The organism is Rhizobium sp. BK376, assembly GCF_004341625.1.
Taxonomy (GTDB): Bacteria; Pseudomonadota; Alphaproteobacteria; order Rhizobiales; family Rhizobiaceae; genus Rhizobium.
Map to the genome: position 1 here is coordinate 38,930 of NZ_SLZG01000023.1, position 15,016 is coordinate 53,945.

At 58.3% G+C, this 15,016-nt stretch carries 13 protein-coding genes, 2 pseudogenes and 1 riboswitch; of the genes and pseudogenes, 9 read left to right on the forward strand and 6 right to left on the reverse strand.

Features of this window, described 5'->3' with window-relative positions; translation table 11 throughout:
- Positions 1–14: 14 nt before the first annotated feature.
- On the reverse strand, positions 15–1,637 hold the full coding sequence (locus EV561_RS30350) for a carboxylesterase family protein (RefSeq protein ID WP_132527524.1): 1,623 nt from the start codon (positions 1,635–1,637) through the stop codon (positions 15–17).
- A gap of 593 nt (positions 1,638–2,230) precedes the next feature.
- Positions 2,231–3,259 carry a fatty acid desaturase gene (locus tag EV561_RS30360; RefSeq protein WP_132527526.1) on the reverse strand — a complete coding sequence of 343 codons (1,029 nt, stop codon included), beginning with the start codon at positions 3,257–3,259 and terminating at the stop codon, positions 2,231–2,233.
- A 14-nt stretch (positions 3,260–3,273) separates the two neighbouring features.
- Between EV561_RS30360 and EV561_RS38085 the strand changes: the two genes are divergently transcribed.
- From EV561_RS38085 to EV561_RS30390, 6 genes are all read left to right on the forward strand, one after another.
- On the forward strand, positions 3,274–3,576 hold the full coding sequence (locus tag EV561_RS38085; RefSeq protein WP_245513087.1) for a hypothetical protein: 303 nt from the start codon (positions 3,274–3,276) through the stop codon (positions 3,574–3,576).
- 298 nt (positions 3,577–3,874) lie between these two features.
- Positions 3,875–4,171 carry a YkgJ family cysteine cluster protein gene (locus EV561_RS30370; RefSeq protein ID WP_132527530.1) on the forward strand — a complete coding sequence of 99 codons (297 nt, stop codon included), beginning with the start codon at positions 3,875–3,877 and terminating at the stop codon, positions 4,169–4,171.
- 194 nt (positions 4,172–4,365) lie between these two features.
- Positions 4,366–5,340: a 3'-5' exonuclease gene (locus tag EV561_RS30375; protein WP_132527532.1), complete on the forward strand. Its 975-nt coding sequence runs from the start codon at positions 4,366–4,368 to the stop codon at positions 5,338–5,340.
- A gap of 392 nt (positions 5,341–5,732) precedes the next feature.
- Positions 5,733–5,961, forward strand: a riboswitch (cobalamin riboswitch).
- A gap of 170 nt (positions 5,962–6,131) precedes the next feature.
- The gene (locus tag EV561_RS30380; RefSeq protein WP_132527534.1) at positions 6,132–7,148 is read left to right on the forward strand and encodes an ABC transporter substrate-binding protein; all 1,017 of its coding nucleotides are present in this window, start codon (positions 6,132–6,134) and stop codon (positions 7,146–7,148) included.
- An 11-nt stretch (positions 7,149–7,159) separates the two neighbouring features.
- Entirely contained in the window at positions 7,160–8,185 is a 1,026-nt protein-coding gene (locus tag EV561_RS30385) for an iron ABC transporter permease (protein ID WP_132527579.1), read from the forward strand.
- Entirely contained in the window at positions 8,182–8,946 is a 765-nt protein-coding gene (locus EV561_RS30390) for an ABC transporter ATP-binding protein (RefSeq protein ID WP_132527536.1), read from the forward strand. Before EV561_RS30385 ends, EV561_RS30390 begins: the two co-directional genes overlap by 4 nt.
- A 58-nt stretch (positions 8,947–9,004) precedes the next feature.
- Here EV561_RS30390 and EV561_RS30395 read toward each other — a convergent pair whose 3' ends face one another.
- On the reverse strand, positions 9,005–9,667 hold the full coding sequence (locus EV561_RS30395) for a DUF1007 family protein (RefSeq protein WP_132527538.1): 663 nt from the start codon (positions 9,665–9,667) through the stop codon (positions 9,005–9,007).
- Positions 9,668–9,963: 296 nt separating this feature from the next.
- On the opposite strand from EV561_RS30395, the pseudogene EV561_RS30400 reads away from it, so the two are divergent.
- A pseudogene (locus tag EV561_RS30400) lies at positions 9,964–10,259 on the forward strand (DUF1778 domain-containing protein).
- Positions 10,256–10,723: pseudogene (locus EV561_RS30405) on the forward strand (GNAT family N-acetyltransferase); the annotation flags it as partial. The pseudogenes EV561_RS30400 and EV561_RS30405, both read left to right, overlap by 4 nt.
- 478 nt (positions 10,724–11,201) lie before the next feature.
- Here the strand turns inward: EV561_RS30405 and EV561_RS30410 are convergent.
- Both EV561_RS30410 and EV561_RS30415 read right to left on the reverse strand, forming a co-directional pair.
- Positions 11,202–12,464, reverse strand: a complete 1,263-nt coding sequence (locus EV561_RS30410; RefSeq protein WP_132527542.1) for a PHB depolymerase family esterase — start codon at positions 12,462–12,464, stop codon at positions 11,202–11,204.
- Between the two features lie 27 nt (positions 12,465–12,491).
- Entirely contained in the window at positions 12,492–12,911 is a 420-nt protein-coding gene (locus EV561_RS30415; protein WP_132527543.1) for a CopG family transcriptional regulator, read from the reverse strand.
- A 367-nt stretch (positions 12,912–13,278) separates the two neighbouring features.
- On the opposite strand from EV561_RS30415, the gene EV561_RS30420 reads away from it, so the two are divergent.
- Entirely contained in the window at positions 13,279–13,692 is a 414-nt protein-coding gene (locus EV561_RS30420) for a response regulator (RefSeq protein WP_132527545.1), read from the forward strand.
- A gap of 40 nt (positions 13,693–13,732) precedes the next feature.
- Here the strand turns inward: EV561_RS30420 and EV561_RS30425 are convergent, their stop codons facing one another.
- The gene (locus tag EV561_RS30425; protein ID WP_132527547.1) at positions 13,733–14,905 is read right to left on the reverse strand and encodes a GAF domain-containing sensor histidine kinase; all 1,173 of its coding nucleotides are present in this window, start codon (positions 14,903–14,905) and stop codon (positions 13,733–13,735) included.
- Positions 14,906–15,016: the final 111 nt, after the last annotated feature.

Below are 15,016 nucleotides of genomic sequence, written 5' to 3' on the forward strand. Positions count from 1 at the left end.
GCGTTCGGCGCTGGCTATTTTCGTTCCACCGTTCTCCAGAAGGCGCATTGGTGTTCTGTCGCGAAATTGTTGATGCTTCTGGAGGTCGGCTTGTTAAGGGATTGCACCGGCCCTGCCTTGCCATCATCGAATCGGGGCCATACCGGCAGGCCCGTTCCATCGGGATTGCCGGCGCGAGCAAAATTTGCCCAATAGGCGCGCATCTGCCTACCAAGCGCTTTCTGGGCGTCCGTCATGTCGGGCGTTCCCTTAAGCGTGATGCTGGTCAGATCGAAGAGATATTGAAGCTCACTGAAATGGCCTGCCCGATAGGAAAAGCTGATCGGCGGAGCGACGATTGAGCGCGCATCGGTGTCAGCCATCTCATATTCAAAGGTCGGTGAATATTTTGCCATGACCTTGTTGATCTCGAACGCGGGGCAGGCGATCACACCATCGGTGATGACTTGGGCGGCCGCCAATCCCGGCGCCTTGTACTTCGAAAGAGCATAGGTTTTCGATATCGCCGGGATGGCTGCGTCGGCAAAGCCGACACGCGGTATGAAGGATCCGATACCCTGAAGCGCCTTCTCGTAATCCTTTGCGACAAGCGGGCTCCCCGACAGATCGAACATGAAACCCGCAATCAGATTGCCTTCGTCATGGTTCGTTCCGTTGATGACCGGTACGCGGTTGTAATGTCCGGCCCCGAGAGCGTCGGCGATCGGACCGATCAGGAGCTTCCCGTCGATGATCGTCGCAATCGGCGTTGCCTGCGCAGAAACGAGTGCATCGACCGGTACCTTGCGAAGACAGGCGGCCGCCTCCGCGCCGGCATCCACTGGGCAGCCCACTTTCTGGGCGAGGGTTTTGCCCTGGTCCTCCGCCGTCTGCAATGTCTGGTCCGCAGGAGCGCCGCTTTCGATGATCGCCTTCTGGAAAAGGCCGGCAGCCATCGGCGAAACGATGTGCGCGTAGATCGCGATCGCTCCGGCCGACTCGCCGAAAATTGTCACGTTGTCGGGATTGCCGCCGAAGGAGGCTATGTTGTCGCGAACCCATCTAAGAGACTGCTGTTGATCGAGCAGGCCATAATTCGCAACGGCATGATCTTCCGCATCCAGTGCGGGATGGGCAAAGAAGCCGAGCGCGCCAAGACGATAGTTGACCGTAACGACGACGACATCATTTTCCCTGGCAAGGTCGTCGGCATTGTAGAGATCCCCGGAACCCCCAGTAAAGCCGCCGCCATAGAAGAACACCATGACGGGCTTCCGCTGCCAGAATTGCATGCCGGAGCCGTCCGCGGGAACGGTAACGTTGAGAAAAAGGCAATCCTCATTCGAAGAAGGGACACCCCACGGGCTCTTGCCCTGCGGGCAGCCGCTGCCTGGTTTGGTCGCATCGACCGTTCCGCTTGCCGCCGGGGCCGGGGCGGGTGGCTTCCATCGCAGATCGCCGATCGGCGCTTGGGCATAGCGGATGCCCATAAATTTCGCGAGACCCGGCGAAGAGGTACCGACAAGCGTTTCGCGCCCGACATTTGCTTGAGGCGCATCGACAGCAAAGACTGACGTAGCTGACAGTACCGCCATTGCCACGGCTGCGGGCACAAAAAACCGTTTGGCGCCACGCAGCGACGCCGCCAAAATAGACATGAATTCCTCCCAGACCACGGATGCCTACAAGAGCTGCCCTTGTTTCGATCGCTCGGGCGTGTCCTCACCTATCCGTAACAGGAGACTATGCACTGAGGCCCGGCGATGGCTATTTCCGAATCAAGAACGGCCATGCGTGGAATGAGAAGGGCGAACTGCCAGTGAATTTGAGAAGCTGCTTATCCCGCAATCGATAGCTGCTGCGCTAGCTGTCGACACCCAGCTGGATCCGTCCGAGCCATACGATCTCGCCGTTTAGATAGTCCGTTTCGAGAGAGCCGGTACCCCGGACAACGCTTTGCATCGTCGATGACCCCATTCGATCACGGCCCGAAACGGTGCCCAAGGTTGTTTCCTTGCGAGCGGGCGCATCCGACTTGTCCTAATCAACGCCGGGCGCGCCCAAGACTTGCTCGCCTTCGGCGCGCACTGTCTCGTATCATTCGTTCTGTACCAGTGACGCGCTCGGGCAGTGTCGATCCGGCCAAACCGCGCGGCGGCTTCCGAGACGATATGTTGGGCGGTCACGGGATCGCCGATACCCTGCGCAACGCGGCCAGTCCTATCCATGCCCCAATGGTGCTGCGATCTTCCTACGGACATCTCTTGGCCTCGCTCAGCGAAACGAGCCGCCGCGAGTTCTCGTCCCAAAGGATGAATTTTACGCAGCGCAAGCTCTCTTTGAGGGTGATCCGGCTGACGCTTGTAAGTTCCGGATAATCGCGCAACACTTCCGGCAGCCTGTAGAAGGGCACGCGGCTTGAAATATGGTGGATGTGATGCATGCCGATATTGGCGGTTATCCAACGCAGAGGCCGCGGGAGATCGTAATATGAAGCGCCGTGCATGGCCGCATGCTGGAGCGTCCATTCCGGGGGCCTGGACCAGTGGGTCTCCTCGAATTGGTGCTGGATATAAAACAGCCACACACCGACCGAACCGGCGATGAGCACGATCGGCAGATGGATCAACAGAAAAGGGACGATCCCGACAGCCCATATCAGGAGTGCTGCGAGTGCCACAACGACCGCGTTCGTTCCCATCGTCGAGATCCACGGAAGCGCACCGGCTCGCATCATCCCGAATGGCAGTCTCTGCTTGAACAGGAAAAGCCATGCCGGACCAATGCCAAACATGACAAGCGGATGCCGATATAGCCTGTAGCCGAGCTTTCCAAGACGCGACAGGGCGCGATATTCGGCAACGGTGAACGTGGCGATATCGCCGACACCTCTTTCGTCGAGATTGCCGGCCGAGGCGTGGTGTTCGGCATGCGCGCGGCGCCAATAGTCGTAAGGCGTAAGTGTCAGGATGCCGATTGCGCGACCCGTCCAGTCATCGAACCGACGCCTTCCGAAGAACGAGCCATGCCCACAATCGTGCTGCACCATGAAGAGCCGCAAGAGAAATCCGGCTGCCGGGATAACAAGGATCAAGCCGAGCCAATACCCATGGTCTATCGCCATCCAGGCTGCCGCCCAGAGAAGCACGAATGGTACCAAGCTCACGCACAGCTCAAACAGGCTTCGGCCGATCGCCGGCTTTCGGTAGGTCGAGAGAATTTTGAGCCAGGTTCTTTCAGTCTTGTCGCCGCCCGGGCCAGTTCTGGTCGTGGCGTTCATGGGCGATGCGCATCTTGCGCCTCGGCGGCGCTGCGAAAGAAGTGTTCGGCGTGCTGGTAATCGTTTTCGGCTCCGATGCGGTCGCCAGTCGAAATCTTTGCCTCGGCAAACCGAAGGTGCTCGTGGTATCGATCCAAGAGGCGTTCCCTCGAAGGAGGAGCAATTCTCTGGCTGCGGGAAAGATGCTGATTGTTCATGATATGTCGGCCCATCGGGCGCTCCTCGTTCTGATAAAGCAAGTTGCCAAATCGATCTGCTCGGCAACGATCCGGCGTTGCTCGTCTCGGGCAAATGTCTTTGTCCTGGTAGCCGCCTGAGCTCGTGGCGGAGGCGGACCAGACAGCGTTGCGGCTGTCGTAGACTGTTGTTTTGAATTGGGGTTCATGGGATCCATGCGCACGAGCAGCGCTCGACAGCGTCAATTAAAATCGCTGATTGGAAGATTGTGAATTTATGCCGGCAATCGGACGGCAGCCTCTGTAACGAGCACTGCGCTCGGAAGATTCAACCTATACAGCAGCATTGTGGCGGCTTCACGTCCCAGATCCAGTGAAGAGCAGGGCATTGCGAAATGAGATGCCTAGCATTGTCTGGCTATTGCGTTAATACACGGTCATGACCGTCCCAATTGACTTTGACTGTGAAGCCTGCGGTGCTTGCTGCTCGTTCTCGCCCGCCTGGCCCAGATTTTCCACCGAGACGGATGCGGAGCTCGACGCTATACCGGCGCGCTTTGTTTCGGAGGATCAGCGGGGGATGCGGTGCAACGGGGCGCGTTGTTCTGCTTTGGCTGGCATTGTTGGTTCTCGGACATCTTGTCTGGTTTACGAACTTCGGCCCGATGTCTGCCGGGCCTGTGTCCCAGGAGACGGAGCCTGTCTGGAGGCACGTTCGTCTTTTGGGCTCGACTAAACGAAAGGCAACAGCAACAAAGCCGCCCTGCTGCTCCACGGTTTCTACCAGGTCTCAAAGGCTTGTTTTCGGGTGTTTTTGGATTTGGGCCTTGGTGTCGCCGGTTCAGATCCCAACAAGGTGAGTAAGCCTGGTCATGACTTGAAAGTGGCGGCATGATATCTGGCGATTTTCGGCGACAAAGATTGAGAGGCATGACCACACAATTCGACATGTTTTCCGACAATGACGTCGAAGCGCCTGCAAGATCTCCTCGCGCCGTTTCGTCGAAGCGAATGACGCCGGCTACCCTCCACGAAGAGGGCATGGTCGCCCACCTCTCGGCGACTGGTCGCTATCGTGTCTTAAGAAAACTCGAGCCGCGTGGAATAGCGTCAGTAATTCGGCCCGAATATCGGCTCCGCGGCGTCATTATCGACACGGAAACGACGGGTCTCGATCATCGCAGGGATGAGATCATCGAGATCGGAGCGATAGGCTTCACGTTTGATGAGCAGGGTGGGATCGGCGACGTCACCGGCGTTTACGGTGGCTTGCAGCAGCCAACAACGTCTATTCCCGCCGAAATTACTAAACTGACGGGCATCACCGGTGAAATGGTGGCGGGCCAGTTTATCGACATGCTGGCATTGAGGCACATCATCGATCCTGCGGATCTGATCGTCGCGCACAATGCCCGGTTCGACCGCCCTTTTTGCGAAGCCTTCTCAGCATCGTTTTCCGGCAAGGCATGGGCGTGCTCCAACGTGGAGATCGACTGGTCGTCGCGCGGGTTCGAGGGAACGAAACTTGGCTATCTCGTTGGGCAGGCGGGTCTTTTTCATGAAGGCCATCGGGCCATCGACGATTGCTTCGCTTTGCTTGAGGTGCTCTCGCTAGGGAGCAATTCTGACGCACGCTCGCCTTTTGCCGAACTCTATCAGGCAAGCCAGCGGTCGCGGGTCCGCATCTTTGCCGAAAACAGTCCGTTCGACATGAAGGATCACCTCAAGGCGCGCGGTTACCGCTGGTCCGATGGCAGCGATGGCCGCCCGAAATGCTGGTGGATCGAAGTTGATGAAGCGGACCTAGACGATGAGCTCAATTATCTCCGCTCCGATATCTATCGGTATCCGGAAGCCGATCCGCCCTTCCGGCACTTGACCGCATTCGATCGGTTTCGGGCTTGACCGTCTGGCTGTGTCGCAGCCGCCTCACTATCCTTTGCACTCTTTGGGGACGATCAGCAGTAGGCCGGGCATCTAACCGGTTTCCCCAAGGGGCAATGGTCGCCAGCAGCGCCGGAAGCACGCAAGTCGACTTGACTGGGACAAGGTTTAGGCAATAGTGTTATGTAATAACATAACTAAAGAAATTACCATGATGCGATCCACCCCCCCGTCATCGTCCTTTCCAGCTTTCTGAGACCGAGCTTGACAGGCCTCCTGTCGATGCCTCCCAACTCATCCGCAACATTGGCGAAATCTAGCGGATCCTTTTGTCAGCTGAGCGCGCCGCGCTGCCTGGTATCACACCATCTATCCAATGCAATCGACAGCGTCTTGACCTCGAGGCGTCGTTCACCTTAACTGATGCCGACGGTTTCCCAAGGATGACTCTGAGGGGATTAATAGGGAACACGGTGCGGACGACCCAAAGTGGGACCAAGACCGTGGCTGCCCCCGCAACTGTAAGCGGATTGCCGACCATCCAGGGGCCCTTGAGGCCATGCCACTGCGAAAACCGCGGGAAGGCAGATGGACGGCAAAGATCCGTGAGCCAGGAGACCTGCCGTCAAATCGTCATCCAATCAGCCGGGCGGGGATGCCCGGACAAGGAACAGATATGACAGACCTGACCCTTCGCTTATCGCGATGCCCATCGGCCTCGATTGGATTTCTCATGCCCGATTTTCGCGTGCGGCCTTTCCTCTGAAACCGCACCGGGCCGAACTCCTCCTGCAAACATCGAGAACCAACCAATGACATCGCTTTTAAAATCGCTTGCCGTCGCCTGCGGCCTTGCCTTCGTCGCCGCGCCCGCTTTCGCGGCCACGCAATATCCGCTCACCGTCACCAATTGTGGCCTGAAGGTTACCTTCGGCAAGGCGCCTGCGAAGATCGTCTCGATCGGCCAGAGCATGACGGAAGTGCTCTACGCTCTTGGTCTTTCAAACAAGGTTGTAGGCACGGCCGTCTGGTTCAGCCCAGTGCTGCCGCAATTTGCCGACGTCAACAGCAAGATCAGGCGTCTGGCCGACAACGATCCGAGCTTTGAATCCGTGGTCGGGCAGGAGCCTGATCTCGTCGCTGCGGAATTTGAGTGGCATGTCGGGCCGCAGGGTTCCGTCGGAAAGCGCGAGCAGTTTTCTGCGCTCGGAATCAACACCTATGTGTCGCCAGCCGACTGCGTCGCCAAGGTCAACGATAATGGCGGCGACGGTGTTCGCAAGGAACTGTTCTCCATGGACCTGATCTATCAGGAAATCGCCGAGCTCTCGGAGATCTTCGACGTCAAGGATCGTGGCGACGCACTGATCGCCGACCTGAAGAGGCGCGAGGCCGACGCGGTCGCCTCGGTCGCATCCGTCAAGATGAAGAAGGTGCCCATCGTCTTCTGGTTTGCCAGCAAGGAGGTCAATGGCGACGCCTTCATCGCCGGCAAGAACAGCGCTCCCGCCTATCTCCTCAAGACCCTGGGCGCTACAAATGTGGTGACGACCGAGGAGGAATGGCCGCTCGTCGGATGGGAAACGATCAGCGCGGCTAATCCCGCTGTGATCGTCATGGCTGATATGGATCGGCGTCGTTACGCCGCCGACAATCCGAAGATGAAGCGCGATTTTCTCGAGCACGACCCGGTCACCAGCCAGATGGCGGCAGTGAAGGACAAGCGCATCGTTCTGATGGATGCCGAAGCAATGAGCCCATCGATCCGTACCGTAGACGGCATCGAGCAGTTGGCGAGCGCTATCAAGTCTTTTGGCCTGACGCAGTGACACGGTTTGATATGGGAAGGCGGGGCGTCTGGTCGCTCCTTTTGTTGTTTGTCCTTGGCTTCGTCCTGCTTGCCTTCGCGATCACTCTCGCCGTGTCGATCGGCGAGATTTCCATTCCGCTCTCGACGACCGCCGAGGCGGTGGCCAATCGCCTGTTCGGCGCAGAATTCGAAATCAGTCGCATCCATCAGGGGATCGTCTGGGACTACAGGCTGAGCCGGGCCCTGGTGGCGGCCAGCGCCGGCGCGGCGCTCGCGTTGAGCGGTACAGTGCTGCAGGCAATGCTGCGCAACCCGCTCGCCGAACCCTATCTGCTCGGCATTTCCGCAGGCGCGTCCACGGGGGCCGTCGCCGTCATGATCCTCGGTTTCGGTTATGGGGAGCTGACGCTGTCGGGCGGTGCATTCATTGGCGCCGTTCTCGCATTCGCGCTGGTGGTCCTGCTGGCTGCCGGCGCGGGCGGCACCGGCGAGCGTATCATTCTCTGCGGCGTCGCCGGCTCACAGCTCTTCAATGCGTTGACGTCCTATATCGTCACGACCTCGGCCAATGCCGAGCAAGCCCGCGGCGTGATGTTCTGGCTGCTCGGCTCGTTAAGCGGCGTGCGCTGGCCGGATGTTTATCTGGCAGCTCCGGTCACAGTCGTCGGCTTTCTCGTCTGTTTCTGGCATGTGCGGGCGCTCGATGCCTTCGTTTTCGGAATGGATGCAGCCGCGTCGTTGGGCATCCCAGTGCGCCGCGTGCAGGCGATCCTTCTAGGCGCGACGGCGCTGATGACGGCCACTGTTGTCAGCATCGTGGGTTCGATCGGCTTCGTGGGACTCGTCATCCCGCATGCCGCCCGTTTCATCGTTGGGCCGGGCCATGGACGCCTGTTGCCAGCGGCAGCACTTGCCGGAGCAATCTTCATGGTGGTCGCTGACATCATCTCGCGCATCATCATCCCGCAGCAGATCCTGCCAATCGGCGTGGTGACTGCCATTTTCGGTGCTCCCGCCTTTGCAGCCATTCTCTACCGTGCCCGGAGATCCGCATGACCATATCGACCCACAACGTCAGTTTTGCCGTGGGTAACACCGTCATCGTCGATGGCGTCAACCTGGCAATCGAGAAGGGCAAGACGCTGGGACTGCTCGGGCCGAACGGCTCGGGTAAGTCGAGCCTGCTGCGGCTTATCGGTCGGCTGCGCAAAGTCAAGAGCGGTGTCATCCGACTAGGCGATCACTCGATCGCCGACTTGTCGAGAGGCGATTTGGCGCGGCGGGTCGCGCTTGTCGAACAACACGCAACAACAGATACGCAACTGACGGTCATGGATGTCGCGAGGCTCGGACGAACGCCGCATCGCGGATTGCTTCCCTTATCCTCTGCCGGCGACGATGCGATCGTATTGGGTGCGCTCGCCCGGGTCGGCATGAAAGAGCGGGCCGCACAGCTTTGGCACACTTTATCAGGCGGCGAACGCCAACGCGTTCATATCGCGCGCGCTCTGGCACAGACGCCGAGCGAACTGCTTCTCGATGAACCCACCAATCATCTCGACATCCAGCATCAGCTGGATATTCTCGGCCTTGTTTCGAAGCTCGACATCACCTGCATCGTCGCTCTGCACGATCTCAACCTTGCCGCCATGTTCTGCGACCGGTTGGCCGTCTTGAACAAGGGGCAACTCGTGGCGATCGGTGCGCCGGAAGAGGTTCTCACCAAGACGCTGATCGCCGATGTCTTCGAGGTCGATGCCCATGTCGAGCGTTCGCCCATCCACGGCCGCTGCCATGTGCAGTATCTCTTGGCCTGACGCTGCAATCGGTCGAAAGCCTGACGCCCAACGCGCCGGGGACGCCCGAACGGCGTGTTTAGCAGCGCACTTCCAGCCGGGTCGCGACGAGCTGCGAATAGTCCGTGCCGGTTGGATCGTTGAAAAACAGTGTCGTCAGCATGGCCTGGTTCTCGGCCAGGATTTCCTTCGAACCGGGCCGAACGACCTTTCGCTTGCAGCTTGCAAAGCCCGGGCCCGATGTCTTGATGTCGTTGTCGCTCGCAAAATCGAGCGCCGTGTAAAGCGTCGGATCGTAGACGCCGAAGACGGTTAGACCTTTGAGGCTGGTCGGCGCCGCCGGCTTTTGCGAAAACGACAGGATGAGCGCCTGGTTTTCGTAGCTTGCGCGAATGATGTCGGGTTTTGTCAGCGCAACGGCTTTCCCGTTGACGGTTATGTTTGTGTAGTAATTGTATTTCGCCATCGATGTCCGCACGGTCTTCGCGACGGCCTCAAGCTCGGACGGATCGAGCGTGTCATTCTGGTTCTTGTCGAAATCGATCAGCACGGACGAAGAGAATACTTCATCGAAGCGCCATCTATCGTGAACCTCGCTCAAAGTGCCGTCTGCGCCAGCGACAGCTTCGAACTGTGCGTCCACGAAAATGTGAGGGTGCGCGGAAGCCGGCGCAGGGACGGAACCGATAAAGACAGTCACCAAAAATAAGAATGAAATGGCTCGGGCACGATCGAAGGTCATGCATCTGAATGTGCAAGGAATGGGTCCTATTTATGATCTAGCCGCGCAAGGCAAAGAGTACGCCGGCCCGAGTGAGCGCTCCTAGAAAGGTGGATGGTCCGAGGCCATTCGAACTGATTCAGCGGGGCCCCCGATTTTCTGCTTTTATTTCTTCCAAGACAGCGGTGTTGTAGGTTTAGATCCTTTAAGGTGATTGAACCAAATGGCACTGCACGAGATGCGTAACGACATCGTCTTTACGATGCTTGTAAAGACGATGTCGTTACGCCACGTAGTGCGTGCAGACACGAGTTCCTATGCCGGCTTCACACACGACCAAAAGCCCGGACGCAAGCGTGCCGCTGAATATGCGCATCAAGCCGTCGACCCGCAACTTGATCGACCGCGCCGCCGAGTTGCTTGGTAAGACGCGCACGGATTTCATGCTGGAGGCTTCCGAGCGTCGCGCTGAGGAGGTGATGCTTGACCGTACCATCTTTGCGGTAAGCCCCGAAATCTATGCCGAATACCTTGCCCGGCTCGATGCGCCCGCGCACCCAATGAGCGTCTGAAACGCACCATGTCGACCACAGCGCCGTGGGATGAGGCGTGACCCTCAGCGCGCCGGCACCACTGGCCGATCATCATGAACTGGCCGAATTTAATTCAGGCGTCCCCGAACTGGATGACTGGCCGCGTCGCCGCGCCCGAGCCAATCGATCAGGCGGCGCATCGCGCACGTTCGTAGTGTGCGAGGAAGGCCGGGTCATCGCTTACTACGCGCTCGCCTCCGGCGCGGTAAAGCAGGCGGAAGCACCTGGCCGTTTTCGGCGCGACATGCCTGATCCAATTCCAGTCGCCGTGCTTGGTCGCCTCGCAATTGATCTATCCTATCAGGGACGAGGCATTGGAAGGGCGTTAGTGCGCGATGGAGGCCTGCGCCTGCTCAATGCCGCTGAAATACTCGGCATCCGCGGCGTGCTGGTGCATGCAATTTCTGAGGACGCGCGAGCCTTCTATAAGGCCGTCGGCTTTCTGTCTTCTTCGTTCGACCCCATGGTGCTGATGATCGGATTGCATGACCTCAACAACGCGCTGAACTCCCAAACGAAACTCAAAGGTCTTGCTTTGGCATGCTCATTCGTTTTCTCGCGGCATCAGTGCCGAGGACGAGCGGGAATAGGAGCGCAGTTTTAAGAAATGACGTATTGGAGGATTGCCCGTCGGTTGGCGGCTAAGTTCGTTGCCACAGTTGTCTGCCTCAAGGAGCTGGCCTGAATTCCGGCGCCCTCGCTTGACGCTGCGACAACGGTCCACGTTAATTAACCGCACTTGCATAAGCTAGGCGCTTATTAAAATAACGGCGCTCTTGCTTAAATAACGGCAGAGTTCGCTGCCACACAGTTTTGCCAATCGACGCCTTTGTCAACTTTAAGAACTTTGACGCAAATCCTGGATAATAGATCCTATGCTCCGAGTTTTTGTATCAATGCCGGCTTCCGTCGCCCAGCGCCAAATCGCCCGAACCGTGCTCGCTGAACGCGGGATTGCACGTCTAGCGGCCGCCGGACTCGAGGAAAAACCGCACCATCTCGTCTGTTGCGCAAGGCCCGCGCTGGTCGGTGTACGATCCGCGCGCATCGCCGCCGGACCAGGCATGGCCACCGCCCTCGACAAGCCAGTATTCCAGAGTTGGTCGCCCTTCCGCGTTCCTGAAAATTTTCCTCGTATAGGGGCGGTTACCGGCAGAGCGATCGGTCTCCGTTTGGGTTGTGGCGTGTGGACCCGGCGGAATGGCCATCGAGACTATCCGCTCGGCATTGGATGGATGCACGGTGCGGTCCGCGCCACCTTGAAACACGATCGTGCGAACGCCCGGTGTGGATCGTTGGCGCGGTTGCGGGTGGGATAAAACGACACCCGCGTCGCCTCGCATGACGGAGAAGGCCGACATGACGTCGTTTGCGGCACCGTAGGCCAATCCGGAATGAATGCCCACGGCGCTATAGAGTTCCGGATATGTCTCGCTCATGACCGCCGCCATCGCGCCGCCTGCCGATAGTCCCGCTACAAAAACCCGGGGGCGATCGAGGTCAAATTCCGCCATGAGCTCCGCGGTAATTCCTGCAATGATCGAAGGCTCGCCGGCATCGCGCTTCTGGTCCGCCGGTCTGAACCAGTTCCAGCAGGAGGAGGCGTTGTCCGTTGCCGTCTGGTGGGGATAGGCAACGAGGAGACCATGTGTCTCCGCCACGGCATTCATGCCGGTTCCCGTCGCGAAGTCCTCGGGGTTTTGTTTGCAGCCGTGCAGCATGACGATCAGTCCACGCGGCTCGCCTCGTGCGGATGCTGGTATATAGAGTTTGTAGCCTCGGGTGCCGGCAGCGCAGGAATAGGATCGCGCCAGAAATTGCGCGCCAGATGGCACAGCAGGAGAGGGGCTATGTCTCGCCAGTCCTGGCAAGCCTAGACTTGGCATTGAGGAGAATGCTCCCGATCCCGCCCGTCCTTCGCGCAAGATGCGGAGTGTCTCGCCAAGCGGCTTTCGCAGCCGATGACATCCAACATCGTCAGGCCGTTCCCTCGATCCAGGTACTTGCTCTTCTCTAGGCTCGATGACTTCCGCGTCAGGATCTATCTGGAACGGTTTCGAATGACGCGTGTGCGGAGTGTCCGCGGTGACCGGTTCCGTAGGAGCACGAGGATCGGCCGTTGGACGGCGAGCAAGCAGAGCCTGGATGACGCGGGTCGCCTCGACGAGATTCGAAGCTCGCGTCAGCGACGTTGCCCGCCTCATGGCAATGAGAAAATTGTTCATCTGATGTCCTTGTGGCCGCGCCTATGTCTAGCGAATACGATCGGTCAATGCCGATTTCAGTTCCGCACTGGCGTGCAGCGCGCCGAGCACGGTGATTGCGTGAATTGTCGCGAGCGCGAGTTCGGGTGTGACATCTGGCGCGATGCGGGCCAGTCCAAGCACCCTGATCTCGAGCTTTTCGCCAGCGGCCTTCACCGCTTCCAGATCAGCCTTGGTATAGTCCCTCAAGCCAAGTTCCAGCGATTGCCTGATGATGGATTGTTTGACCACCTCACCCTCGCTGGCGAGCTGATTGCGGATCGCTGTCCGTATGAAATCGCTGCGATTTGAATAGAAGCCTTCCTGCACCAGAACGTCGACACGGCCAAGATCGACATAGCCGAGATTGATCGTGATCTTTTCCGTCTCACTGTTTTTCTCACGAAGCCTGTACACATTGTCAGCCATATCGTTCTCCATCCATATGGATGGTACATGGATGGTGTCTTGATGTTCTTCAAGAGGCGGCGGCGCGGAAACCGAAAATTGCAGCGCGTCTTGACCAGAGGTGAGGGCATAGTGCGGTGCTGAGGCCGCTTCGCCAGCGGCAATAGTGTGTGGAGACGGCGTCTGCGTTGTGACGCTCAAGGCTGATCGGTCCTATCTCCGTTGAGTCGCGACAAACCTGTTTCCTCTGGGGACGTTTGGCCTCTTTTAACCGACAGGAACAGGCTCACGGCATAGTCCTGATGTCCACAATCTCACCAGTCTCGCGGTTATTTTTGGAATCATATCAAAAGCTTGGAACAAGCCCTCGCAGATAGTGTTACCGAGCATGGATAGCGAGAAACTCGACACCATTGCGAAACCCATCGCACTCGTCGTGGATGACGAACCCTTGATACGGATGGATACCGCCGACCTCATTTCCGACGCTGGATATCATGTCGTAGAGGCCGCCACGGCCGACGAAGCTTTCGAATTTCTTGAAAGGTACAGCTCGCTGCAACTGCTCTTCACGGATGTGCAGACAGGCGGGGACCTTGACGGTTTCGAACTGGCCAGGAAGGTCGCCAATCGGTGGCCGAACATAGAGGTGGTTGTCGCATCCGGGGCGAGGATGCCGAAAGAGGGGGACCTCCCGAGCAATGCGAGTTTCATTCAGAAGCCATTTTCTGCCGAAACCGTCCTTGAGGCATTGAAAACGCACTTTCCAAACGGACCAAGTAAGCCCCGAGATATCGGCTGACATGCGCAGGGTTCCCGCCGGTCAAGACTTGCCGGCTGGACTATAAGGGCATCGTCAATGTGAACCGGGTCTCGGTCTCGTCAGAGTTCACCGAGAGTCTTCCGCCATGCACTCTGGCGATCTCGCTTGCTATATAGAGACCCAGACCCAGACCCTGCTGGCTGCTGATGACCTCGCCTCGGAAGAATGGCCGAAACAGGGTTGGCTTGACCTTTTCCGATATCGGCTTGCCACTGTTGGCGACCCAGAGTTCTAGGCGGCCTCCAGTCGTGGTCGCGCCGATCTCGATCGGCTTTGTACGATCGCCGTGCGTCACGGCATTGTCGATCAGGTTCGAAAGAAGCTGAGACATACGGGGATGGTCGCAGCGGACGCCGCGATCGAGTTCGAAACTGGTACGGATATCCAGATCCGGATGCACTGATCGGATCTCCTCGACGACATTGTCCAGAACGGGACGCAGCGACGCCTGCGCAACGACGTCAAGCTTCAAACCATCGCCCAGGCGAGCTCTTGCAAAATCAAGCACGTTGTCGACGAGATCGCGCATGCGGAGCGCGCTCGACTGCATGAGACCAAGTATGTCGCGGCTTTCCGAACTCATTTCTGCTGTCCGACCCAAGCGCCTGATTCCCGCCATCACCGAAGCAATCGGATTACGCAGATCGTGGCCAAGGACTGCGACAAACTGTTCTCGCACGACCGAGAGCTCGCGCTCCTCTGCGAGGTCGACCTGCGCCTGGACAAGATCCGAGTTGCTGTCCAGATTGCTGGCAATCAGTTTGGCGAAGAGCTGGAACATCCCGATCGTCTCGGGATTGTCGACCTTATGAGGCGCTGGGTCGATGGCACACAGCGTTCCGAAGAAACTGGCGTCGCGACGAATGATCGGTACGGAAATGTAGCTTTTCAGCCCATAGATGGCAGGCGTGTGATGGTCGCGGTATTCTGGGATTTCATCAACGTCATCTATCACGACGAGATGGTGACTTTGCCGAATCTCATGGCTGATCGTCGACTCAACCTTGAGTTCGCCGCCAGCCTTCAGCCCGAAATCGACATTGTCGAGAACGGCGCAAGCCAGCCAGCGGCTGTCGGTCACCCGGGCGACTGCGGCAAACCCCATCCCGGTCGTCTTGCAGATAACTTCGAGAATCGTGGGAACCTCGGCCATCCGGCCGATCGCCTCGACGTCTCCTCGGATGTCATCCATGGCACGCTCCTTCTGCAGGCTTCGGTCTTACAGTTTCAGAGCCAGGATATCATTTCAATAAGACATGGGGGAATGACGATCGGGTGACGAGGACAAACCCGAGATTGTCCC

Coding starts and splice junctions, on each gene's coding strand:
- EV561_RS30360 (WP_132527526.1), bottom strand. CDS start 3,259: ATGAACGCCACGACCAGAACTGGCCCGGGCGGCGACAAGACTGAAAGA.
- EV561_RS30390 (WP_132527536.1), top strand. CDS start 8,182: ATGACCATATCGACCCACAACGTCAGTTTTGCCGTGGGTAACACCGTC.
- EV561_RS30350 (WP_132527524.1), bottom strand. CDS start 1,637: ATGTCTATTTTGGCGGCGTCGCTGCGTGGCGCCAAACGGTTTTTTGTG.
- EV561_RS30380 (WP_132527534.1), top strand. CDS start 6,132: ATGACATCGCTTTTAAAATCGCTTGCCGTCGCCTGCGGCCTTGCCTTC.
- EV561_RS30410 (WP_132527542.1), bottom strand. CDS start 12,464: ATGAACAATTTTCTCATTGCCATGAGGCGGGCAACGTCGCTGACGCGA.
- EV561_RS30370 (WP_132527530.1), top strand. CDS start 3,875: ATGACCGTCCCAATTGACTTTGACTGTGAAGCCTGCGGTGCTTGCTGC.
- EV561_RS30375 (WP_132527532.1), top strand. CDS start 4,366: ATGACCACACAATTCGACATGTTTTCCGACAATGACGTCGAAGCGCCT.
- EV561_RS30385 (WP_132527579.1), top strand. CDS start 7,160: ATGGGAAGGCGGGGCGTCTGGTCGCTCCTTTTGTTGTTTGTCCTTGGC.
- EV561_RS30395 (WP_132527538.1), bottom strand. CDS start 9,667: ATGACCTTCGATCGTGCCCGAGCCATTTCATTCTTATTTTTGGTGACT.
- EV561_RS30420 (WP_132527545.1), top strand. CDS start 13,279: ATGGATAGCGAGAAACTCGACACCATTGCGAAACCCATCGCACTCGTC.
- EV561_RS30425 (WP_132527547.1), bottom strand. CDS start 14,905: ATGGATGACATCCGAGGAGACGTCGAGGCGATCGGCCGGATGGCCGAG.
- EV561_RS30415 (WP_132527543.1), bottom strand. CDS start 12,911: ATGGCTGACAATGTGTACAGGCTTCGTGAGAAAAACAGTGAGACGGAA.